The 26036-nt window shown below is 59.0% G+C and carries 24 protein-coding genes and 2 pseudogenes; 15 read left to right on the top strand and 11 right to left on the bottom strand.

Annotation, left to right across the window (positions count from 1 at the left end):
* The first annotated feature begins 7 nt into the window (after positions 1-7).
* Entirely contained in the window at positions 8-643 is a 636-nt protein-coding gene (locus C8029_RS00775; protein ID WP_009572230.1) for a DUF1523 family protein, read from the top strand.
* 49 nt (positions 644-692) lie between these two features.
* On the opposite strand, the gene C8029_RS00770 is transcribed toward C8029_RS00775, so the two are convergent.
* The 3 genes from C8029_RS00770 to C8029_RS00760 all read right to left on the bottom strand — a co-directional run bounded on the left by C8029_RS00770 (position 693) and on the right by C8029_RS00760 (position 5019).
* Entirely contained in the window at positions 693-3038 is a 2346-nt protein-coding gene (locus C8029_RS00770) for an aldehyde dehydrogenase family protein (protein ID WP_152002033.1), read from the bottom strand.
* 24 nt (positions 3039-3062) lie between these two features.
* Positions 3063-4076, bottom strand: coding sequence for a deoxyribose-phosphate aldolase (gene deoC / locus C8029_RS00765; RefSeq protein WP_009572232.1), 1014 nt, complete (start codon positions 4074-4076; stop codon positions 3063-3065).
* 70 nt (positions 4077-4146) lie between these two features.
* A complete protein-coding gene (locus C8029_RS00760; RefSeq protein WP_009572233.1) occupies positions 4147-5019 on the bottom strand; it encodes a helix-turn-helix domain-containing protein in 873 nt (290 codons plus the stop codon).
* A 178-nt stretch (positions 5020-5197) separates the two neighbouring features.
* On the opposite strand from C8029_RS00760, the gene rpe reads away from it, so the two are divergent.
* Positions 5198-5896 (top strand): ribulose-phosphate 3-epimerase, encoded by a 699-nt coding sequence (gene rpe, locus C8029_RS00755; protein WP_009572234.1) that lies wholly within the window; start codon positions 5198-5200, stop codon positions 5894-5896.
* A gap of 15 nt (positions 5897-5911) precedes the next feature.
* Here the strand turns inward: rpe and C8029_RS00750 are convergent, their stop codons facing one another.
* From C8029_RS00750 to C8029_RS22875, 4 genes and pseudogenes are all read right to left on the bottom strand, one after another.
* A complete protein-coding gene (locus C8029_RS00750; protein ID WP_009572235.1) occupies positions 5912-6847 on the bottom strand; it encodes a hypothetical protein in 936 nt (311 codons plus the stop codon).
* Entirely contained in the window at positions 6844-9072 is a 2229-nt protein-coding gene (locus C8029_RS00745; RefSeq protein WP_100220093.1) for a glycosyltransferase family 2 protein, read from the bottom strand. The genes C8029_RS00750 and C8029_RS00745 overlap by 4 nt, the downstream gene beginning before the upstream one ends.
* Positions 9073-9098: 26 nt before the next feature.
* Positions 9099-9725, bottom strand: a complete 627-nt coding sequence (locus C8029_RS22215) for a hypothetical protein (RefSeq protein WP_226946205.1) — start codon at positions 9723-9725, stop codon at positions 9099-9101.
* Between the two features lie 71 nt (positions 9726-9796).
* A pseudogene (locus C8029_RS22875) lies at positions 9797-10114 on the bottom strand (glycosyltransferase family 2 protein); the annotation flags it as partial.
* A gap of 379 nt (positions 10115-10493) precedes the next feature.
* Here C8029_RS22875 and C8029_RS00735 point away from each other — a divergent pair.
* Entirely contained in the window at positions 10494-12362 is a 1869-nt protein-coding gene (locus C8029_RS00735; RefSeq protein ID WP_152002031.1) for a sulfotransferase family 2 domain-containing protein, read from the top strand.
* A gap of 35 nt (positions 12363-12397) precedes the next feature.
* Here the strand turns inward: C8029_RS00735 and C8029_RS00730 are convergent, their stop codons facing one another.
* Positions 12398-13474 carry an AbrB family transcriptional regulator gene (locus C8029_RS00730; RefSeq protein WP_226946201.1) on the bottom strand — a complete coding sequence of 359 codons (1077 nt, stop codon included), beginning with the start codon at positions 13472-13474 and terminating at the stop codon, positions 12398-12400.
* Positions 13475-13698: 224 nt separating this feature from the next.
* On the opposite strand from C8029_RS00730, the gene phnC reads away from it, so the two are divergent.
* From phnC to C8029_RS00705, 5 genes and pseudogenes are all read left to right on the top strand, one after another.
* Positions 13699-14523: a phosphonate ABC transporter ATP-binding protein gene (gene phnC / locus C8029_RS00725; RefSeq protein WP_009572240.1), complete on the top strand. Its 825-nt coding sequence runs from the start codon at positions 13699-13701 to the stop codon at positions 14521-14523.
* Positions 14524-14586: 63 nt separating this feature from the next.
* On the top strand, positions 14587-15492 hold the full coding sequence (gene phnD, locus C8029_RS00720; RefSeq protein WP_009572241.1) for a phosphonate ABC transporter substrate-binding protein: 906 nt from the start codon (positions 14587-14589) through the stop codon (positions 15490-15492).
* A 64-nt stretch (positions 15493-15556) separates the two neighbouring features.
* Positions 15557-16431: pseudogene (gene phnE / locus C8029_RS00715) on the top strand (phosphonate ABC transporter, permease protein PhnE).
* Positions 16428-17756: a phosphonate ABC transporter, permease protein PhnE gene (gene phnE, locus C8029_RS00710; protein WP_009572243.1), complete on the top strand. Its 1329-nt coding sequence runs from the start codon at positions 16428-16430 to the stop codon at positions 17754-17756. The pseudogene phnE (C8029_RS00715) and the gene phnE (C8029_RS00710) overlap by 4 nt, the downstream one beginning before the upstream one ends.
* A gap of 92 nt (positions 17757-17848) precedes the next feature.
* Entirely contained in the window at positions 17849-18463 is a 615-nt protein-coding gene (locus tag C8029_RS00705) for an LbetaH domain-containing protein (protein WP_009572244.1), read from the top strand.
* 29 nt (positions 18464-18492) lie between these two features.
* Here C8029_RS00705 and C8029_RS23070 read toward each other — a convergent pair whose 3' ends face one another.
* The 3 genes from C8029_RS23070 to phnF form a co-directional block, all read right to left on the bottom strand.
* Positions 18493-18954, bottom strand: a complete 462-nt coding sequence (locus C8029_RS23070) for an amidohydrolase family protein (RefSeq protein WP_502707565.1) — start codon at positions 18952-18954, stop codon at positions 18493-18495.
* On the bottom strand, positions 18891-19670 hold the full coding sequence (locus tag C8029_RS00700) for a hypothetical protein (RefSeq protein WP_502707564.1): 780 nt from the start codon (positions 19668-19670) through the stop codon (positions 18891-18893). Before C8029_RS00700 ends, C8029_RS23070 begins: the two co-directional genes overlap by 64 nt.
* An 81-nt stretch (positions 19671-19751) precedes the next feature.
* Positions 19752-20474 carry a phosphonate metabolism transcriptional regulator PhnF gene (gene phnF / locus C8029_RS00695; protein WP_009572246.1) on the bottom strand — a complete coding sequence of 241 codons (723 nt, stop codon included), beginning with the start codon at positions 20472-20474 and terminating at the stop codon, positions 19752-19754.
* Between the two features lie 110 nt (positions 20475-20584).
* Between phnF and phnG the strand changes: the two genes are divergently transcribed.
* From phnG to phnL, 7 genes are read left to right on the top strand one after another with little or no spacing between them, the layout of a single operon-like run.
* On the top strand, positions 20585-21064 hold the full coding sequence (gene phnG, locus C8029_RS00690) for a phosphonate C-P lyase system protein PhnG (protein WP_009572247.1): 480 nt from the start codon (positions 20585-20587) through the stop codon (positions 21062-21064).
* Positions 21064-21645 (top strand): phosphonate C-P lyase system protein PhnH, encoded by a 582-nt coding sequence (gene phnH, locus C8029_RS00685; protein WP_009572248.1) that lies wholly within the window; start codon positions 21064-21066, stop codon positions 21643-21645. The genes phnG and phnH overlap by 1 nt, the downstream gene beginning before the upstream one ends.
* Positions 21645-22733: a carbon-phosphorus lyase complex subunit gene (locus C8029_RS00680; protein WP_009572249.1), complete on the top strand. Its 1089-nt coding sequence runs from the start codon at positions 21645-21647 to the stop codon at positions 22731-22733. The genes phnH and C8029_RS00680 overlap by 1 nt, the downstream gene beginning before the upstream one ends.
* The gene (locus C8029_RS00675) at positions 22730-23596 is read left to right on the top strand and encodes an alpha-D-ribose 1-methylphosphonate 5-phosphate C-P-lyase PhnJ (protein WP_152002029.1); all 867 of its coding nucleotides are present in this window, start codon (positions 22730-22732) and stop codon (positions 23594-23596) included. Before C8029_RS00680 ends, C8029_RS00675 begins: the two co-directional genes overlap by 4 nt.
* The gene (gene phnK, locus C8029_RS00670; RefSeq protein WP_152002028.1) at positions 23593-24390 is read left to right on the top strand and encodes a phosphonate C-P lyase system protein PhnK; all 798 of its coding nucleotides are present in this window, start codon (positions 23593-23595) and stop codon (positions 24388-24390) included. Before C8029_RS00675 ends, phnK begins: the two co-directional genes overlap by 4 nt.
* A gap of 4 nt (positions 24391-24394) precedes the next feature.
* A complete protein-coding gene (locus C8029_RS00665; protein WP_152002027.1) occupies positions 24395-25348 on the top strand; it encodes a magnesium transporter CorA family protein in 954 nt (317 codons plus the stop codon).
* Between the two features lie 4 nt (positions 25349-25352).
* Positions 25353-26036 (top strand): phosphonate C-P lyase system protein PhnL, encoded by a 684-nt coding sequence (phnL, locus tag C8029_RS00660; RefSeq protein ID WP_152002026.1) that lies wholly within the window; start codon positions 25353-25355, stop codon positions 26034-26036.

The raw sequence follows: 26036 nt of genomic DNA, 5'->3' as shown, positions 1-26036 counted from the left end.
GGCCCCGATGCGCTACGTCAAATGGACCCTGATCGCTCTGATCGTTTTGCTGGTGGGGGGATTTCTTCATTACACCCTGCCACAACATGACATTGTGCGGATCGTGAACACCTATGAGGAGCGTCAGGATATTTCCGGTTGGACGTCGATGTTCTGGCAAGCGCCCGACAATGGCTCGACCACAACGCAAAACCGCGATGTGCAATTCATTCAGGCGGTGCGGCCAAACGGCAAATCCATCGTCTACCGCAATGAGGACACCGGTTGGGGCTGGCCGCCCTATTTCAAATTTGACACCGCGAATCTCTACACCGAAGCCAATGACGCGATTTCCAACAAGGAGACCCCGGAATGGGTCTCTGTGACCCATTATGGCTGGCGGTCTCAGGTCCTGTCGCTGTTCCCGAATGCCATGGGGATCAAACCGGTGTCCGGTCCCGACGCGACCATCATCCCATGGGTCAATATCGTGATCCTGACCTTCCTCGCCGTGGTGGCGTTGTTGATCTGGCGGATGCTGGCGCAGTTCCGCGAGCGCACGATTGATCCGCTGGTCGAGGATGTCGAAGACGCGTGGGATGTGATGGATGAGAAAAAGGACAATGCCGTCGATAAGGTCAAAGGCTGGTTCAAAAAACGCTAAAGGAAAGGGGCCAGAAGGCCCCTTTTTCATGTCTCGTTTTCGTGTCGCATCATTCGCCGTAAGGCACCCAAATCGTTTTGACCTCGGTCGCCTGCGCCAACCAATCGCGCGCTGCATAGGTTCGCGTCTGACCAAAGTTGACCCAGGTGCGTTTGAGGTTCCCGGCACTTTCCAATTCGATCGTTTTGGAAATGTCAGCACCGGAAAACGACCACACCGCCTCAAGATCCATGTGACCCGCCATCGGTTTCGCCAAATCGCTATGCGATCCGGTGAGGATATTGACCACGCCCGCAGGCACATCGGAGGTGTCGAGCACCTGATAAAAATCGGTGGCGGCCAAGGGATAGGCCTCGGAGGCCACGGCGACCACCCGGTTGCCCATGGCAATGGCGGGGGCGATGACGTCGGTCAACCCGCCCAAAGGCCGGTCATCACAAAACGCACCGATCACGCCCACCGCCTCATTCATCGCCAAGGCCACGCCGCGCATCGGCACGGGTTTCGCCGCCCCGTCGAGCTTGTCGGCCCAAGCGGCAAAGGTGAACAGCGTGTCGATGGCCTCCGCCACTTCCTCTTTGGCTTTTGCCTCAGTTGTGCCGGTCAGGTCGCGAATGCGCTGAGCAAATTCATCCGCTCGGGCCGAGAGGTTTTCCCCAACGAAATAGAGCACTTGTGCACGGTTGTGCGCTGTGGCTTTGCTCCAGCCTTTCGCCCCCTGCGCTGCTTCCACCGCGTTGCGGATGTCTTTGCGCGAGGCCAGAGAGGCATGGCCCAAAAGTGTGCCCTTGGGCGCATAGATCGCTTGCGAATAGCCACTGTCAGGCCGCGCCTGCTTGCCGCCGATGTAGAGTTTTGCTGTGCGATCGAGGTTCAGAACCTCCACCGTGTCGGGTTTTGAATGCGCCATCGCGGGCTTGACGGTGGTGGCCTTGCCCTTGGGCTTGGTGTAGGCCATCAGACCCTCCCAACCGCCCTCACGACCAAACCCGCTTTCGCGCACACCACCAAATCCGGCGGCCGCATCGAACATGTTCGACCCGTTGACCCAAACCACGCCGGCGACCAGTTTGGGCGCAATATCAAGCGCCAGATTGACGTTCTCGGACCAAACCGAGGCGGCCAGGCCAAAGCGGGTGTTGTTGGCGACCTGAACCGCTTCTTCGGGCGTGCGGAAGGTGGTCGAAACCAACACCGGACCAAAGATTTCCTCCTGCATCAGCATCGCAGAAGGGTGCAATCCGCTGATCAAGGTCGGCGGGTAGAAACAGCCCTCGGGCGCGGGACAGGGTTGATTGACCGTGCCCTCCATACCGCCTTTGGCAATCAGTGCCTCGATCCGTTCCAACTGTTTCGGGTCCACAATGGCCCCCACGTCGATGCATTTGTCCAACGGGTTGCCAATGCGCAGTTTCGACATGCGGTCAATCAGCCGGGCGTGGAAATCCTCCGCGATGCCTTCTTGCACCAAAAGCCGCGAGCCTGCGCAACAGACCTGCCCTTGGTTAAAGAAAATCGCGTCCACCAGCCCCTCGATGGCGCTGTCAATATCGGCGTCTTCAAAGACGATATAGGGGGATTTTCCGCCCAGCTCCAAGGTCAGAGATTTGCCTGATCCGGCTGTCGCCTGACGGATGCGACGCCCCACGGCGGTCGATCCGGTAAAGGCGATTTTGTCGATGTCTGGATGGGTGACGATCATCTCACCCACGGCCCCATCGCCGGTCACGATATTGACCACGCCTTTCGGCACACCCGCCTCTTGGCAAATCTGCGCAAACAAAAGCGCGGTGAGCGAGGTATATTCGGCGGGTTTCAATACCACCGTGTTGCCCATGGCAATCGCGGGCGCGACTTTCCACGCGAGCATCAATAGTGGGAAATTCCACGGGATGATCTGACCACAAACGCCAAGCGCCGCGCGGTTGGGCAATTCTTCGTCCATCAACTGCGCCATGCCCGCGTGGTAATAGAAATGCCGCGCCACCAAAGCCACGTCGATGTCACGGCTCTCGCGGATCGGTTTGCCGTTATCCAGCGTCTCCAGCACCGCAAACAGGCGCGCGTGTTTTTGCACCAGACGGGCCAAAGCATAAAGCACCTTGGCACGGGCTTTGCCGCCGCGTTTTTCCCATTTGGCTTGGGCTTTTCGCGCGGCCGCCACGGCCATGTCCACCTCGCCCAAAGAGGCTTGGGTCAAATGCGCAAGCACCTCGCCCGTCGCCGGGTTTTTCGCCAAAAACACCTCACCGGGCGCTGTCGCAGGCGCGGTCATTTTGCCATCAATGAAATGGCCAAACCGGTCGCCCCCCTCCACCAGCCACGCCAAAGCCTCCGCCGCCGATTCCGGTGCTGCGCCATAGTCCATGGTCTCGAAAATCTCTTTTACGGTCATCATTGTGATCCTTCTTGCGGGCGCTTAACCGATGGCATGGCGGTAGCCCGCCGAATAGTGACCTGTCACATGATGCTCCAACTGGCGCTCGATGTCGCCCAAAAGCGAGGAGGCGCCAAAGCGGAACAGATGCGGTGACAGCCAATGGTTGCCCAGCTCTTCTTTGATCAAGGACAGGTAGACCAAAGCGTCCTTGGCCTTGGAAATCCCGCCCGCCGGTTTGTAGCCGACGCGGTAGCCGGTGCGGGCGTGGTAGTCGCGGATCGCGCGGATCATCACGAGGGAGACGGGCAGGGTGGCGTTGACACTTTCCTTGCCTGTGGAGGTCTTGATGAAATCGGCCCCGGCCATCATGCAGACCTGCGATGCGCGCGCGACATTGCGCAGCGATCCCAACTCACCGGTGGCCAAAATCGCTTTGACATGGGCCTCGCCACAGGTGGCGCGAAACTCGCGCATTTCGTCATAAAGCGCTTGCCAGTTCCCGGCCAAAACATGGCGGCGCGAAATCACGATGTCGATCTCTTTCGCCCCGGCCTTGACGCTTTCCTCAATCTCTTTGACCCGCAGGTGATAGGGCGACAGCCCCGCCGGAAAGCCGGTGGACACGGCGGCAACCGGGATGCCGGTGCCGTCCAGGGCCGCGACAGCCGTTTCCACCATCTCGTGATAGACACAGACCGCGCCGGTGGTGATCGGCCCCATGCCGAGCGCATCCAGAATGTCGGTGCGCACCGGATGGGCCGCCTTGGCGCAGAGCCGTTTGACCCGGCCCGGCGTGTCATCGCCCGCCAAGGTGGTCAGATCAATCATGGTGATGGCTTTCAAAAGCCACGCCGCCTGGTGATCCTTTTTGACACTGCGCCGCCCCGGCAGGGTGGCACACCGCCGTTCAATCGCCGAGGTGTTGGCCTGAACGCCCCGGATCACATCCAGATCAAGCGCCATGCCCGGATTGCGCGGTTCATGGATCTGCGGCAGATGCATGCCTGAGGTGGCGGCACTGGTGTCAGCTTTGGTCATTTCGGGTGTGCCCATGGAAAGCTCCGTCCTTGCTTACTCACAAGCTGGCATGTGTGGAGGGATTTGGCAATCATTGACCAGTTGGTCAAATGGGCTGGGCCACGCCTTTTTGATGTTTCACCCGGTATTGCCGCGGCGTCATGCCGAAACGGGTGCGAAACAGCCGATGAAAATGGCTCATGTTTTGAATGCCGATTTCCTCAGAAATCTCAGAGAGCGAATCCGGCGTGCCGCGCAATTGCCGGGCGGCATAATCCATGCGCAGCCCGTTTACGAAATCCGAGGGTGTCATTCCCAAAGACGCCTGCATCGTGCGCGCGACATGGGCATGGGCTTTGCCGCATTGCGCCACCAACCCGGAGGCGCCATCACGAAACACCTCCGGTTTCTCCGCCGCGATCATGGCCTCATTGAGCCAAACCGGCATGGCGACGCTTTGATCGCGCGCCTCACTGGCCAGTTCCGCGATCAGGGGCAAAAGAAAGGCTTCGAGGTAGAGCGCGGTGCGTGGCGCGGCGTCCAGCGCCTTGGCGGCCGCCGAAAGACGCGACAAATGCCGCATGTCGCGATGGACCACGGTCGGTGCGGCACCGGGGCCGGGGAACACCTGTGCAACCTCTGCAAATCGCGCCAATACCTCTTTGATTCGGCGCTTTCGAATGATGACATTGACGATATGGCTTTCCTCGCCGACGCCTTGCAATCCATGCGGATGACCCGGCGACAAAAACACGATGTCACCTTCATTCAGCGCCAGTCTCGCCTCAGGCGTCACAAGACGCGCCCGTCCATTGTGCAACCAGAACAGCTCGTAAAAATCTTGGTTATGCAGCGCTTTTGGCCGCGCACGAGACAAAACTGAGCGTGAAAAATGAAATTCCTCGCCCTTGGCTAAAATGTCTTTGGCCCAAATGTCTTTGGTCGCAGTCTCGATGGGGATCAGTTTCGCTGGCATCATGTGCAAAACCTAACACAGGACCTTCTTTGGATCGCATGAAATTCCGCCACGTCATGAAAATTTCGCGATGCAATCGCGGTTTTGCTGCATTCGCGAGCATGGTGCTCTTCAGGTGACAGCGCGGCCTAAACCGGGTAAGGCCACGGGCAAGCATAGACCACCCTGAGGAATCGCCCAGATGACCGACATTCTTTTCGACCGTTCCGTGAAAATTGCCCCCTCCATTCTCGCGGCCGATTTCGCCAATTTTGGCCGTGAGATCGAAGCCGTTGAGGCCGAGGGCGCCGATTGGATTCATGTCGATGTGATGGACGGGCATTTCGTCCCGAACCTGACCTTTGGTCCGGCAATGTGCAAGGCGATCCGGCCACATATCAAGACCGTGATGGACGTGCATCTGATGATCTCTCCGGTCGATCCCTATATCGACGCCTTTGCCGAGGCGGGTGCCGATATCATCACCGCCCATGTCGAGGCCGGTCCGCACATCCACCGCACGCTGCAAGCCATCCGTGGGGCCGGCGCAAAGGCAGGGCTGGCACTCAATCCGGGCACCCCTGTTGAGGTGGTCGATTACCTGTTGGATATGGTCGATCTGGTCTGTGTGATGACGGTGAATCCGGGCTTTGGCGGTCAGAAATTCATTCACTCTCAGGTCGAAAAAGTGCGCAAGCTGCGGGCGATGATCGGGGATCGCCCGATCCACATCGAGATCGACGGCGGCGTTGATCCGATCACAGCCCCGTTGGTGGTGGCCGCAGGGGCAGATGCGCTTGTGGCAGGATCTGCCGTGTTCAAAGGCGGTTCGGTGAACAACCCGGCGCCATATGGCGACAACATCCGCGCCATCCGCGCCGCTGCCGCAAAAGTGCTATAAGCGCCGAAAGGGTCGTTAGCCTGCAATGGTCGCAGGCAATAGGAATGTGATGTCATCGCGGGCGGACAGTTTCGCGATGTCTTCTTCGTAATGCTGCGTGACCATATCGATCACGCCAGCGTCCCAACCCGGCAAATCACAGGGCTCATCAAGCGCGTCTTCTTTGCCGTATTTATCCAAGAATGCCAAAACCGTGCGTTCATATTGGGCGTCGGTTTCGGGCGGATGTTTGGTCAAAAACACCTGAAGCCGTTTCAACCCCTCCGGTTGGATCAGATCGCGCAAAGCGGCGAAACTGCCGCGCAATTTGGCGTCGTTGGGCAGGCCTGCGATCTGGCGCATCACCCGCGGCCAGATCAGCGGCGTGTCCTCTTCGCACCACAGCGTCAAGGGCACGTTGGGCAAGGCGTTGCGCAGGGCCTCCACCGTGTCGTGCCAGCGTAGGTTTTCCGGCTGGACGCTGCGCAAAAACGAACTCGTCGCCCCCCGCGCCTTGCCGGAATCCTGTAGGTTTTGGGCAAACACTGCCGGGTTGCGCAGGGCCAGGCTGAGGCGCAGATCCGAGCTTTCAAACAGTTCGGCAATTGGGGCAACCCGCGTTCCAATGTCGGGGTACAGCCGATCTGCATGAAGCGCCTCGGCCAAGGGCGAGGCCCAGTTGGCGTCGGCCATGATCACCGTCTTGGCGGCGTTGCCCTGAAGAATTTCGTCCAAAAGCGCGATCTCTTCCGCTTCAATCGGTGGTAAACCGTCCAGACGCTCCAAAAGTTCGGTCATCGCCCGTCGATAGAGACGTGCTGGCGGTGTGCGAATGTCGCGTTCGGCAAAGCCTTGCGAATTTTGCCGCAAACCCTCGACGATTCGGGTGGTCCCGGCAAAATGAAGGCCAATATGCAAATGAACCCGCTTGCGCACAGGGGGTTGATCAGTGGTTTGATCGGTCTCGGTCAATGCACCGTCTCCCCTTTGTCCACGGTGAAAAAGAAATCCTCGTCTGGGTCTTTGGCGACGATTTCATCAGGGACGGTTTGTGGCCCATTCAAAAAGACATTCGCGCCAAAATGCCGATGCATCCGCGCCAGTTTTTCCATCCGCCAGCCAGTCAACTCCTGGTAAAACGCGGCGTAGTTTTCTGTGGCACGCAGCGCGTCGATTTTCTCGCGGTGCGCTTTGACACAGGCCTCATGCTGAGCGCGGATGTCAGGGTCGGCCATCAGGCGGTCAAATTCCACCTGCAACTGCGGGATCATCCGCTGAATCGAAGTTTCTTGCTCGTAATTGTTGTTCATGCGGAACCAATAGGCCAGCCCCTGATCGCGGTCCACATGGTTCACCCGGCCCCGGTCGCGTTTGACCAAAAAGCTTTCGGCCGAGCGCACGGCATAGTGATTGAGCTGCACCACGTCATAGCCATAGGTCGAGGCATTCGAACGCCAAGCGTTGCGAAACTCGTTTTTCGGCATCGGCTTGGCCGAGCCGTTGTACCAGCGGATTTTGTCCCAGATTTGCGGTTTCAGCCCCTTGGGCCGATGCACGCCGAGTTTTTTGAACAGGCCGACATTTTTAAACAGGGTTTTAAAGCCCCAGGCCTGATGCGGTTTGTTGGCAAACTCCGGCGCACAGCGATCAAACTGCGCCAAGAGGAATGCGTCCTCATACTCATGCACATCAGCATTGCCGAACAGCCGCCATGTGCAGGAAATCAGGTTGGCATCGGGCACCACATCAAACAGCGCGCTCATCGTGCCATCCCCGACTTTGATGTTGATGAACTCATCCACATCCATCGAAATCGCCCAATCCGCGCCCGTCACCACCTCTTCGTTCTCGGCACTTTGCAAGGCGTGGTGCTGTGGTTTGAGGCCCGTGTCGTGGAACTTATTGTCGCGGTGTTGGACATAGCCCTTGGCTTGCAACAGGTCCAAAAACGTGTCGGTGCCATCCGTGCAATCATTGGTGTAGACCAAAAATCCCTCGACCCCGATGGCGCGGTGATAGGCGATCCATTCCAAAATGAACGGGCCTTCGTTTTTCATACAGGTGACAATCGCCACCGAATTGTCGCCGCGAGGCGGTTTGGCCACCTTTTCTTCGGGCATCAAAATCGGTTTGTGACCCCATTCCGAGGCGGCCATGTCAATGAGCGCCTGCGCATGAATAAGCGAGGCTTTCGGCACGATCCGCGACACGGTGGGCGCGACGTGGCGCAGCGCCATGTAGCGGTAAAACCCGTAGCGCGTGGTTGGTTCGACCCCGCCGACCCGAACCAGCCGAAACACCGCCCCCTCGGGCAGTTTGGCGGGGGCCACACACCAGCGCCCCCGGCGCTTTTTCTCATCGAACTGGACGCAAACGTGATCGCCAAACTGTACCGTGTCGCCCTCGCGCACCCGCCATGGATAACATTGCTGGCCGATCAGTTGCACAACCCCATGTTCGGCCTCTTGTGCCAGATCGAACACGGAGCCTTCGGGGGCGGGCGGGATCAGGTCATAGACCTCGATGTTGGCCACGGCGCGGGCCTGATGCAAATACAGGTGCCGCAGGATTTCATAGACCAAGACATCCGCCAAAGGCGCGCTCCACGGATCGGCCTCGGGCACCTCCATCCGGTCCTTGCCGGGCGCGCCGGGGGTGACATAGGGATGGGTTTCAGAGGGCAAATGGGGATGGCCCAGCGGCACATCACAATTCACCAAAACCACCGCCATATCGCCACTCAGCTCCGGTAGCCCCTTGGCCAAAGCCTCGGCAAACCCACCATCCGCGCCGGGACGTGCCCGGTCCAAAATCACCGCCCCGTTCATGCCCTGATGCACCGCGTGATAGCGCAGCCACTCCAAAACCACCTCCGCGCTCTCGCCATTGCGGGTGGAGAGCGCCACGTTGCGCCCGGCCATATGCGCGGGCTCGGGGGTGATCGGGGTGATGTCGCAAAGCGCCCCTTGGAAATAGGCGCGGATGCCCTCGGGTGGGACAGTGCCGGTGATCCAGGGCGCATCGCCGACGGATTTCAATTCAGCATCCAGCAACAGGTTTTGTGCCACCGCCTCGCTCATCTGAGTGCTGCGGCTGAAAAACAATTCGGCCTTGCCACTTTCAAGCCCGATGGCTGCCAAAAGCGTGGCGGGGCCAAGTGTGCGGTGGGTCAGGGTGCGTGTGATGAGGTGGGTCATGGGGGAGGAGGGGCTCATGCCTTGGGTCAGGCCTCTGGTGTCAGGGTTTTGAGCCGCGCCAGATGCGCGGCCAATTGCGTTGGGCCGGGCGGGGTGGAGCCGCCCATGAGGGTCAGTTGCCACATCAATTCCACCACATCGCGTCGCGACAACAAGGTTTTGAGCCGCGCGCGATGGGCGGCGACACTGGCCTTATGCAATGGCTCAAACGCCGCCATTTCGGCACGCACAGCATGGGCCACGGGCCGCATGGCGGCGATGCGTGTGTCTGAGGTGACGTTAAAATTCCGTTCGGCCCAATAGCCCGCGCCGATCGGCTTTTGCATATGATTGGGCAGGCCGCGCGCGGATTTGAGCACGAATTCTTCGATCGACCGCACGGAGTAATGATTGAGCCAAGCGCGCTCTTTTTCATGCGGCACGCCGAACAGGTTGATCCGGGCTTGGGCCATGGCAAAGGCCGTGGGCAAGGCGGCGCCACTCGCGGACACCCAATTTGGCAGATCTTGGTCCTTGGGATTTTTCGGGCGATGCACACCCAAGTCACGAAAGGCCTTGGGCCGGTGCAGCGTTTTAAAAAAATGTGCCAGGGGCAAGGTGATGCCGTCGGGCGCAGCCATGGTAAAGCGCTCGGGCACCGGCACATCATCCATGTGCCAAACCCGTTGTTGCCAAACAGATGCCAACGCAGCGGCATCGCGTCTGCCGTCTCGGGCATCAATTCCGCGACAGACCTGGCGTCTTGCATCACCAGATACTCATCGACATCAAAAAACAGTGCCAGATCGGCGCTCCGGTAGCGTTTGTGTTTGGACAGGAGTTTCATCGCCTGCCATTGCACCGATTTTTCGCCCTTGGGCACAAAAGGCACATGGGTGATGAGACCCGCCGCGTCCAAGGCATCGAGCATCTGATCACTGCCGTCGGTGCAGTCATGTGAGGCGATGAGAAAATGGGTAAAACCGGCGGCTTTATGATGGGCGAGCCAGTCCAGAAGCCAAGGCCCCTCGTCGCGGATGCATGTGATCGCGAGTGTGTTCACCCTTAACCTACCCGTAGCTGCGGCGCATGGTCCGCGCGTAACTCTTGTGCGACTCTGTCATTCGGCACCGTGACGGAGCCTGATGTCCAAACTGTGCCAGATGCCTGCCAAGTTCGACCGTTTCGGCCCTGTTTTTCTGGCCTTTGTGGTCTCATATGGCCCGGGCCAAGTCAAGCGCGCGGGAGCAAAGGTCTTGGGTCGGTCTCGGCCCAGACCTATGTTTCGCGCTCAGAGTGCGCATTTGTGTCGCTATCGGTTGAAGTGGTGCGGCGGTGCCGCAGTTGTTTTCCCATTCGAAACAATGCTGTTTTCAACTGTATTTTGGGATGCTTCTGCGATATGCGTCACAGTCGATAGTCTTTTGCTCTGGAAGGGAAAAATGGCACAGTTACCAGTGATCGGTGCGTTGTGGATGGAAGGTCCGCTGAGTTACCTCGAACAGCTTTGTCTGAAGTCCTTTGTCGATGCAGGGCATAAGGTCGTTCTGTATCATTACGGGCCGCTTGAGAACGTCCCAGAGGGGATCGAGCTTGGCGATGCCAACGAATTCCTGCCGCAGACGAATTTCCTGCAACATGAACGCACCGGCTCGCCCGCGCTGCATTCCGATCTCTTCCGCTATAAAATGTTGGAAAAAAGCGACAATGTGATCTGGGCCGACACGGACGCCTATTGCATGCGCCCGTTTGAGACCGAGACCGGCCATTATTTTGGTTGGGAAAGCGACAAACACATCAACGGTGGTGTGCTGGGTCTGCCGAAAGACAGTGATGCGTTGAAGGCGCTGTTGGAGTTCACCTCCGACGAGTTTTCGATCCCAAGTTATTACGGCGAGAAATACCAAGCCGAGTTGGAACAAAAAAAGGCCGAGGGCACGCCGGTCCACGCCTCTGAACAACCATGGGGCGTCTGGGGGCCACATGCGGTCAGCCATTTCTTGCACCAAACCGGCGAAGAAAAATACGCTTTCCCACAGGAGGTGCTCTATCCGTTCACCTTCAAAGACCGCCGGATCATGTTGAAACGCGACGTCGATGTGTCGCCCTATGTGACCGACAAAACCACCTCTGTGCACCTCTATGGTCGCCGGATGCGGATGCGTCTGATCGAGAAAGAGGGCGGCGCACCGCACCCGAAATCCTTCCTCGCCTCGCTGTTGCGCAAGCATGACATTGATCCGGCCAAAGCGCCGATCATGACCCGCCACAAACCGCAGCTCGATGACAGTGCGGTCAAAGACACCGCCGCCAAAGACAACAAGGCGAAACCCTCCGACCCCGCGCAGGGGTTGGTCATTGGTGACCCGGCCTTTATGGCGCGGATTGGTCTTGAGGCTCTCAAAGGCGATAAATCTTTTGGTCAGGTTGCCAAAGAATTTAAGGTCGATAACAAACTGGTCCGCGCGTGCCGCGACCGTATTCGCGACCATGCCAGCGACCTGTTCGTTCCGGTCGACGTGGGCGGTGTTTCCGCCTCTGATCTGATGGCGAATTACATCCATCGCCGGCATTTCCTGCAAACCGCGAACCTGTCGGCCTTTACCCCGCCGGGATCGAAGTTTTTGTTTATGAAGACCTCAAAGGCGGCCTGTTCGACGGTGATGGCCACCTTGATCCGGCAAATGGCACGGGCGCGGGGCGACGAGGGAAATGGCGTGATGGAAACGCTGAATTCGGTCCACTCCCCACCCGCCAACCTGGTGATGAGCGGTTTGAAAGCCTTGAACGAACAGATGATCATGAACGCTTTGGCGGACCCGGATGTGTTCAAATTCACCGTGATCCGCGACCCGATCAGCCGCACCGTGTCGGCCTGGGCCGATAAGATCGACGGCAATGAAAAAGAAAAAGGCCGCCTGATGCGCTATCTTGGGCGCGACGAGAACAGCAATATCACCCTCAAACAATTCATCGCGCTTCTGGCCGAGGATGAGGGCGCGCGTGATCTGGATCGGCATTGGCGGCTTCAGCGCAAAGAGACCAGCTATGATTTGATTGACTATGATTACATCGGGCTGGTGGAAGAGATGGATGCGGCGATGGAGAAAATCGTTGGCACCTGTTTTGGTACAGAAGCTGCGGGGGAGATCGTTGACACCCGTCGCACTCTCGGCCACAAAACCAAGTCCTCTGAGCTGATTGAAACCCTGTCTGCCAAGGATTTGAAAAATCTCGAAAAGGCCTTTGGACCTGATTTCGAAATGTACGAAGAGGTCAAAGCCCGGCTGAGCCAATCCGCCGCCGCGTGATCACCGCTATAAGACACAGTTTAAACGGATCGGGATCAATACCCGATCCGTTTTGCGATTTTGGGCAAGAGTGTTGGTGCCACGGCCACGATGATCACGATCCGCACGAGGTGATGGATCGAGATATAAGCGACTTCAGCATTCATCGCCAAAGCCACCAAGGACATTTCGGTTAAGCCCCCCGGCGCATAGGCCAAAAGCACTTGTTCCACGGTTTGCCCAAACAAAGTGTGAAACAGCATGGCCACCGCCAGCGACAGCGCCATCATCAAAAGCGTGCCCCCCAAAGTGAGCAACAGCGTTTGGGCCACAAGCCGCCCCCCAGCGCCCTTGAACCGCGCGCCCATGGACGAACCAAGGATCACCTGTGCTGCTACGATGATCAACGCCGGGGGCGAGGAATGGGTCAGCCCGGAAATATGCGCGGCCGCTGACAACAAGAGCGGCCCCAAAAGTCCGGGTGCAGGCAGGCGGAGTTTGCCGCCAATCCATGCGCCCAAAACCGCACAGCCGATCAGGATCAAGGCACTTAAAGCCGTCATCGACGTGGCCGGGTCCGAGGCCAAGGACACGCCACGGACCTCATAGCCCAGGATCACCCGAAACCACAGCGCGATGATCGAGATCGACACGACGATCCGCCCGGCATGGGCCAGAATGATCCGCTTTTCATCGCCGCCGAGCGCGCCGCCAATCACCGTCATCTCATTGAGGCCGCCGGGCATGGCGGAGAAAAACGCGGTGATCGGATCAAGCCGCCCGACCTTGATGTAAAACGGCACCACCAGCGCCGCAGCCATCGCCAGATAGATCGACAGCCCCGCCAAGGAGAGGCCCCAACGCGCCAGATGGTGAAAGGTCTCGGGGGTGAAACTTGACCCAAGCATCACCCCGATCACCGGGATCACGACGGGGCGCAAGGCGTTTGGCGCCTCAAGCGGCGCGCCCGCCATCACGCAGGTGAAAATCACCAACATCGGCCCAAGCATCCACGGCAAGGGCAAATGTGCCAGATAAAATCCGGTGCCGCCCGCGGCACCGAGGCACAGGGTCAGCACGATCAGCGCAAGACGCTTGGGGTCGGGGCGTGTGGGGGACAGGGGCTGGGGCAAGGTAACGACCTCGGCTCTTTCGGTTGGGGGCACCATACTGTGCTCAGGGCATGGAGCAAGGTAAGTTGCACGGTTTTTGCGCACATGGGTTCTGCGTGATCTGCGATTTTGGCGCTGAGGCGCGAAAAGAGGGGCAGGGGGGCTGTTACAAATCTTTTGCCGGAGCGTCACAAAGAGGTTTCAGACTCTGTGCTTTATCCCCGCAACGAGATGAGGGGATCAGAATGCTCGAAGTCAAAGGCCTGACAAAGCGGTTTGGGGGCAACCTCGCCGTGGACAACGTCAGCTTTCGCGTGGACCGCCCGATGATGATCGGGATCATTGGCCGTTCTGGTGCGGGCAAATCGACTTTTTTGCGGATGATGAACCGGCTGACCGAGGCGTCTGAGGGTGTTTTGGCCTTTGAGGGGCGCAATGTGTTGCCGCTCGCGGGGAAGGCCAAGCGTGAATGGCAATCGACCTGCGCGATGATTTTTCAACAGTTCAACCTTGTGCCGCGGATGGATGTGGTTTCGAACGTGCTGCATGGCACGTTGGGCCGCCGCTCGACCCTGGCGACGATGTTCAACCTCTATCCCGAGAGCGACATTCACCAAGCCATCGACATTCTCGACCGTCTGGGCATCGCCCAACATGCCGAGAAACGCGCCGAGGCGCTGTCTGGCGGACAACAACAACGGGTCGCGATTGCGCGCGCGTTGATGCAAGACCCGAAAGTGATCTTGGCTGATGAACCGATCGCCTCGCTCGATCCGATGAATGCCCAAACCGTGATGGAAGCACTTAGACGCATCCATGACGAGGACGGCCGCATGGTCATCGCCAACCTTCATACGCTCGACACCGCGCGGCGCTATTGCGACCGCATCATCGGGATGCGTGACGGGCGCGTCGTGTTTGACGGCACCCCCGCACAGCTCACAACCGGTGTGGCGCGCGACATTTATGGCGCGGGCGCGGATTTTTCCGAGGCCGCCACATCCACCGAAATTCGCGATCACCACGACATTGAAGCGGCCGAAATCCGCAATGCCGAAGTCGCGATCTAATCGCTTTCATCCCGGCGCGCCTCTTACCGAACCTTGGGCGGGCCATACAACCTGGAGAGACAGATGAAAAACCTGCTTGCTGCTGTTCTTGCGACCACCGCCTTTGTCGGCGCGGCGCATGCTCAAGAGATCAAAGAATTCAACATCGGCCTTTTGGGCGGCGAAAACGCCCAAGACCGTCTGAATTCCAACGAATGCCTGCGCGCCTATGCCGAAGAGGCCCTTGGCGTTCCGGTCAAACTTTTTGCCCCCGCCGATTATAACGGCGTGATGCAGGGCCTTTTGGGCGGCACAATCGATATGGCCTGGCTCGGCGCGTCCTCCTACGCGGGGATCTATGTGCAAGACCCAGAGGCTGTTGAGCCGGTTTTGGTGAAAATCAACCTTGATGGCTCCTATGGCTACCACTCCATTGGCTTTGCCCGCAAAGAGACTGGCATCACCTCGCTCGACGACATGGCTGGCAAGAGCTTTGGCTTTGGCGATCCGAACTCCACCTCCGGCTATCTGATCCCCTCCATCGAAATCCCGCAGTACAAAGACGGTATCACCATGGAGTCCGGCGACTATTTCGGTGAGGTTAAATTCACCGGTGGTCACGAACAGACCATCGTTGCCGTCAACAATGGCGATATCGACGCTGGCGTGACCTGGGCCGATGGCCAGGGCGCATGGGAAGACGGGTACAACTCCGGTGCCTTCCGCAAGGCCGTGGACGCGGGTCTTGTGGACATGAACGATTTCGTGGAAATCTGGCGCTCCAAACCGATCCCTGAGGGTCCGGTTGTGCTGCGCAAATCTTTGCCGGCTGATGTCAAAGCCACCATGACCGCGCTGGTCGAAAATATGATCAACACCGACGCCGATTGCACCTACGGCATGGCTGCGGGCGAAACCTTGGGCTTCCAGCCGATCACCCATGCCGCCTACGAATCCATCGTGGCCGCACGTCTGTCGCAAGCCAACTGAGATCATTTGATCTGACCAAGACCCCGCGCTTTGGTGCGGGGTCTTTTTACAAGGACCTCCCGACATGGCCGATCTCTCCGCTGCGCCCCTGGACGCGACGCGCGCTCATTATCTTGCGCTGACCCGTCAACGCCGTCTCTATGGCGGGATCATGCTTTTGGTCTTTGTCCTACTGATGGCCTCCGGCTTTGGCATTGCCAATGACCGCAATGCCGGCGGGTTTTTGCCCGGTCTGCCGCATATTCTCGATTTCCCCGCCGAGGTGATGTCCGAGGCTGGACCAAACGCGCCAACCTGCCGGATCATTTGAAGAATGCCCTTCCGGCATTGGTTGAGACCATCAATATCGCGGCAGTTGCCACGCTGTTTGGTGCATTCTTTGCCATTCTCTTGTCGATGCTGGCGACGCGGGGCCTCGCGCCTTGGCCGCGTTTGATCCCGGTGTTTCGCCGGATCATGGACCTGATGCGCGCCGTGCCTGAGATTGTCATCGCGCTTGTATTGATTTTCGTCTTGGGCGGCGGGCCGGTGCCCGCGGCCATCGCGATTGCCTTTCACACCGTCGGGGCGCTGGGCAAGCTGTTCTCCGAGGTCAATGAAAACGCCGATCAAAAGCCGCTCGAAGGCCTCGCCTCTGTCGGGGCGATCTGGCCGCAGCGGATGCTTTTGGGGCTGATCCCGCAGGTTGCGCCGAACTGGTTTTCCTATGCGCTGCTGCGTTTTGAAATCAACATCCGCGCCTCCGCGATCCTCGGCTTTGTCGGCGCGGGTGGCATTGGCTACGAGCTTAAAAACGCGATTTCCTGGGGGCAGGGCAAGTTTGACGAGGCCGCTGCCGTGTTCATCCTGCTGTTCCTGACCATCGTGTTTTTCGACCAACTTTCGTCTTATGTGCGCAACCGCCTGACCTATGGATCTGACAAAGGAGCCGGCAAATGAGCTTTGTGTCCCCCTCTGATGATCCCAAACATATGCACAATCGCGCCGCCGCGATGATCGCCCGCAAACGGCTTTTGACCTTTGTCGCGCCGGTGTTGGTGTTGGGCTATTTCGTCTATATTTTCTTCGCCTTCGACATTATGGGACTGGCTGAACGCGCCCGCCTCGATAATGCGGTGACGCTTGTCTCGGACACATACAGCTACAAAACCGTGGTCGAGCGTAACAACCGGACCGGCACCATTGACGTCGCGGTCGAAGGCGAACGCAAAGGCACCTATGACGCCAGCAACTATCCCGGCTGGGTCACGGTCGGAGATGACGCCGCTGTGATCACCCTTGATGATGGCGGCACCATTGAGATTATCGGCGACATTGTCCGCTATGACGTGCCGGGGTTTGGCCTCATCGAGGCGACGCAAAACCGAACCGATGGCGTGACGCTCAATCTCGATACCACGGCTTTGCCGGACTGGATTTCCTATTCCAAAACCCGCGTGACCATAACCACCGACGCGGCGCGCCTGTCGCTGACCAAAGCGCGCACCGAGGTCTTTGTCTATGACTTCGGCTGGGAGTTGTTCTGGGTCACGTTGGACAGCCCCTATTCGGGTCATTCGTTGATGGAGGTCCTCACCGGGCCGCAACTCGACCCGACCCGACCGAACATCGCAGGCGCATGGCATGACTTTTGGAACAACGCCATTTGGCGGCATGGCGAGACCGCTTGGGCGCTGTTTGAAACCATCCTCATGGCCTTTCTCGGCACTTTTGGTGCGGCGATCATCGCGCTGCCTCTGGCCTTCATGGCGGCCAAAAATTTTGCGCCCTTTATCGCGGTGCGGCTGTTGGCCCGACGGTTGTTTGACTTTCTGCGCGGTGTTGATGGTTTGATCTGGACCATCCTTTTGTCCCGTGCCTTTGGCCCCGGACCGATGACCGGCGCTTTGGCGATGCTGTTCACCGACACCGGTTCTTTTGGCAAATTGTTCTCGGAAGCCTTGGAAAACGTCGACGGCAAACAAATCGAAGGCATCGCCTCCACAGGTGCGAAACCGCTGCAACGCTACCGCTTTGGCGTCCTGCCGCAAATCGTGCCCGTGCTCTTGTCGCAAGTGCTCTATTTCCTCGAATCGAACACCCGGTCCGCCACCATCATTGGTGCGATCACCGGCGGCGGTATCGGGCTTTTGCTGACCCAAGCCATGATCACCCAAAAGGATTGGGAAGAGGTCACCTATTACATCATTCTCATCGTCTTGATGGTGATGGGGATGGACACGATCTCAAGCTGGCTGCGGCGCAAATTGATCAAGGGCGACTGAGTATTTGATCTGCAAAGAAGACAGCACTTGCAGTCTTTATCGTGATCGAAATACTCCCGCCGGAGGCATCCGCGATTTCAACGAGGTAAATCATGCCAAAACTCAGTGCCACCGCCCCCTTTATCCATGACGGAGCCGAGGTGACCCGGTCGACCTTTGGTGCCTATTGCGAGGTTGGTAAAGGCGCGCGGGTCTTGAACTCCGAATTCATGGATTACGCCTATTGCGATCAATACGCGGACATCGCCAACACCACTTTGGGCAAATTTGCGAATATCGCTGCTTTCACCCGGATCGGCCCCACCGATCACCCCTATAAAAACGCATCCCTGCATCATTTCCTTTATCGCTCGTCTTACTATTGGGACGATGCCGAAGACGATCCGGCGTTCTTTGCCGCGCGCTCTGCCCGGCGCTCGATCATCGGCCACGACACATGGATCGGCCATGGCGCGATCATCAAACCCGAGGTAACCATCGGCAATGGCGCCATCGTGGCCTCGGGCGCGGTGGTGACCAAAAATGTCGCGCCCTATATGATTGTCGCGGGCGTGCCCGCCGTGCCGCTGCGGGCGCGCTACCCGGACGGGATTGCCGAACGGATGGAGGCTTTGGCCTGGTGGGACTGGAGCCATGCGGCGCTGAAGCGCGCGCTTGCCGATTTTCGCGCTCTGCCTGCCGAGGCGTTTCTTGAGAAATACGAATAGGCGGACGGGTAGGTGGACAGGCGGCGGGTCTATTCCGCCGCCATCCGCACATCCCGACCGGAGCGCGCCAAGCGTTCTCCGACCCGCCCCGACAGATAGGCGATGCGGCCGTTTGAGATTGTGGCTTCGATCTCGCGGGTCTCTTCATCCATGATCACGAAATCGGCGCGTTTGCCAAATTCAAGATTGCCGCGATCAGACAGGTTCATGATCTCGGCGGGTTTGGTGGAAATCATCGCCCAGGCGGCAGGCAGGGGCAACACCCCCTTGTCCACCAAGGCCCAAGCCGCCGCCGCCAAAGCCGGGTAATGATAATCCGAGACCAGCGCGTCACACAGGCCGCGTTCGATCAGGCGTTGGGCCGAGATGTTGCCCGACTGCGACCCGCCACGCGCCACATTGGGCGCGCCCATCAGAACCGGGTCATTCATCGCCTTGGCAGCAGCCGCCGCCTTTTCCGAGATCGGAAATTCGGCGACATGCGCGCCCAAAAGGCGGAATTCTTCGCGGGTTTCCGCGTCCGGGTCATCGTGCTGCCATAGGTGACGCCCAGCACATCAAAGGCCTCGGCCAGCGCGCAAAGGTGACGCGGCACTTCGGATTTGCGATCCTTGGCCTCGCGCAAAACCTTGATGAATTCTTCCGAACTGCGCCCGCTGCGTTTGGCCCATGTGGCGAATTCCATCGGGTCTTTCTTGGCGACGTCAATCGCTTCGGGCAGGTGGTTGTTGAAAATCACGTAATCGACGCCAAACCGGCGGATCGCGGCCAAAAGCCGATCCCGACTGTCGACCATATGGGTTTCACAGCGGATTTGCAGGCGAATATCAATCAGGGCGGTTGGGGCAAAGGCCTGCAACACGCCGAGCAACTCCTCGGCATAGTCCGGCCCGCGCAATCCGCCTTCCCAGCTCCAACACTGGGCAAACCACGCCGTCGTGACCCCATGCGCCGCCGCATCGCGTGCGGCAGAGGAGAGGCCCGAGCGGATCGGGAAGGGCGCGCGCGGACGCGGCGCGATGTGGCGTTCAAACGCATCGCCATGCAAATCAATGATGCCCGGAAGAATCAGATAGCCCGACAGATCGACCTCGGGAAAGGCGCCGCGCGAAATCCGGCCCTGTTCGACACAGAGCGAACGGCGTTGCAATATGCCGTCACGAAGAAGGGTTGCGCCCGTAAAGCGCAGCGGGGGAAGGATCGCCATAACTCACACCTGCCACTTAAGACGTTTCTAATAATTCAGGAATAAATACAGAGGCTTTGTATCGCCTGCGTGACGTTTGGATCAGTCCGGTGTGACAGTTAGCGTCACCCGATCTCCGGCAAACCATGTCAGGCCACGCTCGACGGGGATGCCGTCGAGCGTGGAGTTCAGGCTGACGGTGTGCAACAGCGGGTCCCCTTCGCGCAGGCCCAAGTGCAGCGCCTGAGTGGTGGTGGTCCTTTCGGCACTGACGCGGGTTTCGACCCGTACATAATCTTCGATCCCAACGGCTTTGAGCCCCTCCGTCACCGAGGTGGTTTGGGTCAAATGGGTGTCGAGACCAGCGAGCCGGGTGATCGGGAAAATCGAAATGAAATGCGCGACGGACGTGTCGCCTGACAGGGATAAGCCTTCATAAATCAAAACGTTTTCTCCGGGGGAAAGTGCCAAAACACTGGCCTCAGTGGCATCACAGGGCCGGGTTTCAAGGCGCAACACCCGGCGGTTGGGCAACCGTCCCGTGGCGCGGATATTCTGGTGAAACCGCACCCGTTTGCCGAGCGGATAATCCACCGGTGCGCTTTGCACAAACACCCCCGCGCCACGCCTTGAACGCACGATGCCGCGCTCGCCCAGATCGGACAGGGCGTGACGCACCGTATGCCGATTGACGCCAAACCGGGCGGACAATTCCGCCTCGGTTGGCAATTTATCCCCCGGCTTATAATGCCCGCGCGCGATCTCTTCGCTCAGGGTTTCGGCGATGGATTTCCATACGGGCGTGCGGGGCATCGTGCGGGGCATGGGGGTCTCCGTCATAATAATTTCACGAATTAGGGCTTGCTGTATGGGCGCGGATCAGGGATGATTTGTCTAGTTGTATAGGATAACAGACAAATCCGCAAGGTGTCTAGATGAACAAAATGAACCCGACCCCCAGTCAAGATGAGGCGCCAGATTCCGCCGCACGAAAGGCTTGGATGAGTGTTTTGGCAAAGTCCAATCCCAAAGATTTGAATGCGGCAATCACGGCTTACGGTGCGCTTCCGGCGTTTGACTGGCTGCGTCGGCCGGAGATCGGCGGCGTGATGGTGCGCGGCCGTATGGGTGGCACGGGCACAGCGTTTAATCTGGGCGAAATGACCGCCACGCGCTGTTCGCTGCGCCTTGAAACGGGCGAGGTCGGCCACGCCTATGTGCAGGGCCGCGACACACGCCACGCCGAACAGGCGGCGATCGTGGATGCGATGATGCAGGGGGCAAACGCGTCCACTGTGCAGGAAACGATTGTGACGCCATTGGCAGATGGGCTTGCGTCAGAGCGCGTTAAGCGCGCCGAAAAAGCAGCCGCCACAAAGGTTGATTTCTTTACGATGGTGCGGGGAGAAGATTGATGGACATGCAAAGCCTCTCAGGTGGTTTCACCAACCCACCACAGGACTCGTCGCGCGCCTTTCGCGCTGCTCTTGAAACGCTGGCGCGGCCCGGAACGATCCATGACATTTCGGGCGCCAAGGCCCCAGCACCCGTATCCGAAGCGGCGGCAACCCTGATCCTGACGCTCTGTGACCCGGAGACACCGATCTATCTGGCTGGGGCGCATGACACGCAGGACATCCGAGATTGGGTCGCCTTTCACATCGGCGCGCCGATTGTGGGTCCAGAGCGCGCGATGTTTGCGCTTGGAATATGGGAGGCCCTTTCGCCGATCACGGCCTTCCCCATCGGCACCCCGGAATACCCGGATCGCTCGACCACGGTGATCGTGGAGATGGAGGCGCTGCGCCAAGACGGGATGCGCCTGAGCGGGCCGGGGATCAAAGACAGCGCCCTGTTGGCTCTGCCCGATCTTGCGCCGTTTCAAATGAATGCCGGGTTGTTCCCGCTGGGCCTTGATTTCTATTTCACCGCCGGAACCCGACTTGCGGGTCTGCCGCGCACGACCAGAGTGTCCGATCTGATGGAGGCGAACTGATGTATGTGGCTGTCAAAGGCGGCGAGCGGGCGATTGACAACGCCCATGCGTGGCTGGCCGAGGAGCGCCGGGGCGACCCCTCTGTTGCGGAACTGTCGGTGGCGCAAATTCGCGAACAATTGGCGCTGGCCGTCAACCGGGTGATGACCGAAGGCTCGCTCTATGATCCCGATCTCGCGGCCCTTGCGATCAAGCAAGCGCGCGGCGATTTGATCGAGGCGATTTTCCTCATTCGCGCCTATCGGACCACCTTGCCGCGCATCGGCCATTCGCGTCCGGTTGAGACCGAAACCATGCTGTGTGATCGCCGGATTTCCGCAACGTTCAAAGACGTACCGGGCGGGCAGGTGCTTGGGCCGACCTTCGATTACACCCACCGTTTGCTGGATTTCAAACTGGCGGCGGATGGAGAAGCGATGGCGGCACAGATGGCCGCGCCGCGACTGGAGTCGACACCGCATGTGACCGAGTTTCTCAACAAGGAGGGGCTGATCCAGACCGAGGACCGTTCGGAGGACACGCCGCCGGATTTGACTCGCGAGCCGATGGAACTGCCCGCCAACCGCGCGCTGCGGCTTCAGGCGCTGGCGCGGGGTGACGAAGGGTTCGTGCTGTCGATGGCCTATTCGACCCAGCGCGGCTACGGCAACAGTCACGCCTTTGTCGGTGAGTTGCGCATCGGCAAGGTCGCGGTGGAACTGGATATTCCCGAGCTTGGCTTTGCCATTGAGATCGGTGAGGTCGAGTTGACCGAATGCGAAACGGTGAACAAATTTGCGGGTTCCAAGATCGAGCCGCCGCAGTTCACCCGCGGCTATGGCCTGACCTTTGGTCAAACCGAACGCAAAGCGATTTCCATGGCTTTGGTCGATCGTGCGCTGCGGTCCAAAGAGCTTGGCGTCGAGATGTCGAACTCTCCGGCACATGACGAAGAATTCGTCCTGTATCATTGTGACAACATTCAGGCGACCGGATTCTTGGAACATATCAAATTACCACATTATGTGGATTTCCAATCCGAGATGGAATTGGTCCGCAAAATGCGTGCGGAAATCTTTGCAGCCCAGCACAAGGAGGCGGCAGAATGAGCGACTACAACTTCGCCTATCTCGATGAACAAACCAAACGGATGATCCGGCGCGCGATCCTCAAAGGCATTGCGATCCCCGGCTATCAGGTGCCGTTTGCCTCCCGCGAAATGCCGATGCCTTATGGCTGGGGCACAGGTGGGGTGCAGGTGACAGCGGCCTGTTTGACGCCGGAAGACACGTTGAAGGTCATCGACCAAGGAGCCGATGACACCACCAATGCTGTGTCGATCCGCAAGTTCTTTGAAAAGACTGCCGAGATTGCCGTGACCGAAAAAACCGGCACGGCGACGGTGATACAAACCCGCCACCGCATCCCTGAGGAGCCTTTGGCAGAGGGGCAGATTTTGGTCTATCAGGTGCCGATCCCAGAGCCGTTGCGGTTTTTGGAGCCGCGCGAGACCGAGACGCGCAAAATGCACGCGCTTGAGGAATACGGCCTGATGCATGTGAAGCTCTACGAAGATATCGCGCGCCACGGCCATATCGCCACCTCCTATGCTTATCCGGTCAAGGTCGAAGGGCGCTATGTCATGGACCCATCGCCAATCCCGAAATTCGACAATCCGAAAATGGACATGGCGGCGATCCAACTGTTTGGGGCTGGGCGCGAACAACGCATCTATGCCGTGCCGCCCTACACCAAAGTCGTTTCGCTTGATTTCGAAGATCACCCGTTTGATCCCTCCAAAGCCGATCACCCCTGTGATCTCTGCGGTGCGGAACACACGTATCTGGATGAGGTGATCATTGATGATGACGGCGGGCGGATGTTCGTGTGTTCCGACACTGATTATTGCGCCGGACGGCAGGCCAAGGGCCACCGTGGGTGTCTCAGCCCGACCGAGGAGGCCGCCCAATGAACGCGCATATCACACCGCTTGCGCCCGTCCCGCTTTTGTCTGTCAAAGACATCCACAAAACCTACGGCGGACGGATCGGTTGCACCGAAGTGTCATTTGATCTTTATCCCGGCGAAGTCATGGGGATCGTGGGCGAATCCGGCTCCGGCAAATCGACACTGTTGAATTGTCTCGCGGGCCATATTCCGACCGACAGCGGGCGGGTCCTGTTTGACACCCGTGATCGCGGCTTGATCGACACGTTGACCATGTCCGAACCCGAACGCCGGATGCTGGCGCGTACCGATTGGGCCTTTGTCCACCAACACGCCCGTGATGGGTTGCGCATGTCCGTGTCCGCAGGCGGCAATGTTGGCGAGCGGTTGATGGCCGTCGGTGCGCGCCATTATGGCGATATTCGGGCGCAGGCGGTGGATTGGCTTGGCCGGGTCGAAATCGACGAGGATCGGATGGATGACCGCCCCACGGCCTTTTCCGGTGGGATGCAGCAGCGGCTGCAAATCGCCCGCAATCTGGTCACCGGCCCGCGCCTTGTATTCATGGACGAACCCACCGGCGGCTTGGATGTCTCCGTTCAGGCGCGGCTTTTGGATTTGTTGCGCGGATTGGTGCGCGAAATGGGCCTGTCTGCGATTATCGTCACCCATGACCTTGCGGTGGTGCGGCTTTTGGCCGACCGTCTGATGGTGATGAAATCAGGACATGTGGTGGAAACCGGGCTGACGGATCAGGTTTTGGATGATCCGCAACACGCCTACACGCAACTGCTCGTGTCCTCCGTGCTTCAGGTTTGACACCATGCTTTATGCCTACCGCCTTGTGACCTCTGGATTGGAACTGATGCCGATTGAAAGCGACCTCAAAGAGGCGCTTTGGATCGACCTTCTGAACCCATTGCAGACGCAGGTGGAGGCACTGAAGGCCCTTGGTGTGACGGTGCCGACGCTGGCGGATATGGAGGAAATCGAAGTCTCCAATCGGCTCTACCGCGAAGGCGATACCGAAGTGTTGACCGTGGTTTTGCCGGGTCTCAACAAGATGAAGGAACCGAGCTTTGGCCCGGTTGCCTTTTTAATCACGCCCGAGCGTTTGATCACCGTGCGCTATCACACGCCGCGCCCGTTCGAAACCTTTGCCGCCCACGCCGGCCAATCCAGCGCGGGCTGTTCCGGGCGCAGACGGGTGTTTTTGGGGCTGGTCGAAGAGATCGTGGCGCGTCTGGCGGATTTGCTCGAAGGCGTTGGCAAAGCCTTGGATGCGCAATCCCATATCGCGTTTCGCGACCCGCCGCCGCGCGGCGATGAACTGGCTTCGGCGCTGCGGATTTTAGGGCGGCAAAGCGAACAGGTGGCGAAATACCGACATGCGCTTTTGACGGTTGAGAGGGCGCTGTCGAGTTTTGGCCTTGGGTTGGATGAGCGCGGCGACAAGGCGCAGCGTGAGATTTTAAAAGCTCTGGTGCGCGATTGTCAGGCGCTTGCGGTGCATGGCGATTTCTTGTCGGCGCGGGTGTCGCAACTGACCGATGTGAACTTTGGATTGATCAATCTGGAGCAAAGCAACACCAGTCGCATTTTCTCTGTGGTGGCGGTGCTGTTCATGCCACCCACCTTGGTCGCCTCCGTCTATGGCATGAACTTCCCGAACCTGCCGGGGATCGAAAACCCCTACGGCTATCACATCGCGACGGTGCTGATGATCGGCTCGGGGCTTGGCACTTATCTTTTATGTAAATGGAAAAAATGGCTGTAACCCTATGATCCATCTAGAAAACGTTTCCAAATCTTTCACGCTGCACAATCAGGGCGCGGCGGTGATCCCGGTGATGGCGGGGGCGACATTTGACGTGGCGCCCGGCGAATGCGTGGCATTGATCGGCAATTCGGGCGCGGGGAAATCCACGCTGATGCGGATGATTTACGGCAATTATCTTAGCCAGTCCGGCCGCATCATGGTTGGCGATGTCGATGTCGCCACGGCCGAGCCGCGCGAAATCATCGCGCTCAGACGCGCCACCTTGGGCTATGTCTCGCAATTCCTGCGCGTCGTGCCGCGTGTGCCGACGCTTGAGGTCGTGGCCGAACCGCTGCTCTCGATCGGCACGCCGAAAGAGGTGGCTTTTGCCCGCGCGCGCGATCTTTTGGCCCGGCTCAACATTCCCGAAACGCTTTGGTCGCTGTCGCCCACAACCTTTTCGGGCGGCGAGCAGCAGCGCGTCAACATCGCGCGCGGTTTCGCCCACACTTATCCTGCGATGTTGTTGGACGAACCGACGGCCTCATTGGACGCGACCAACCGCGAAACCGTTTTGACCCTGATCGAAGAGGCCAAGGCGCGCGGTGTCGCGATCATCGGGATTTTCCACGATGCGCCCGCGCGCGCACGGGTGGCGGATCGCGAGATTGATGTCTCCGATTTCACCCCCGCGAAGGAGGTCTGA

Origin of the sequence: Roseobacter sp. TSBP12, assembly GCF_009129705.1 — a bacterium.
Taxonomy (GTDB): domain Bacteria; phylum Pseudomonadota; class Alphaproteobacteria; order Rhodobacterales; family Rhodobacteraceae; genus Celeribacter; species Celeribacter baekdonensis_A.
The sequence above is the reverse complement of the archived record's forward strand: the minus strand, read 5'-3'. Positions and strand labels throughout refer to the sequence as shown.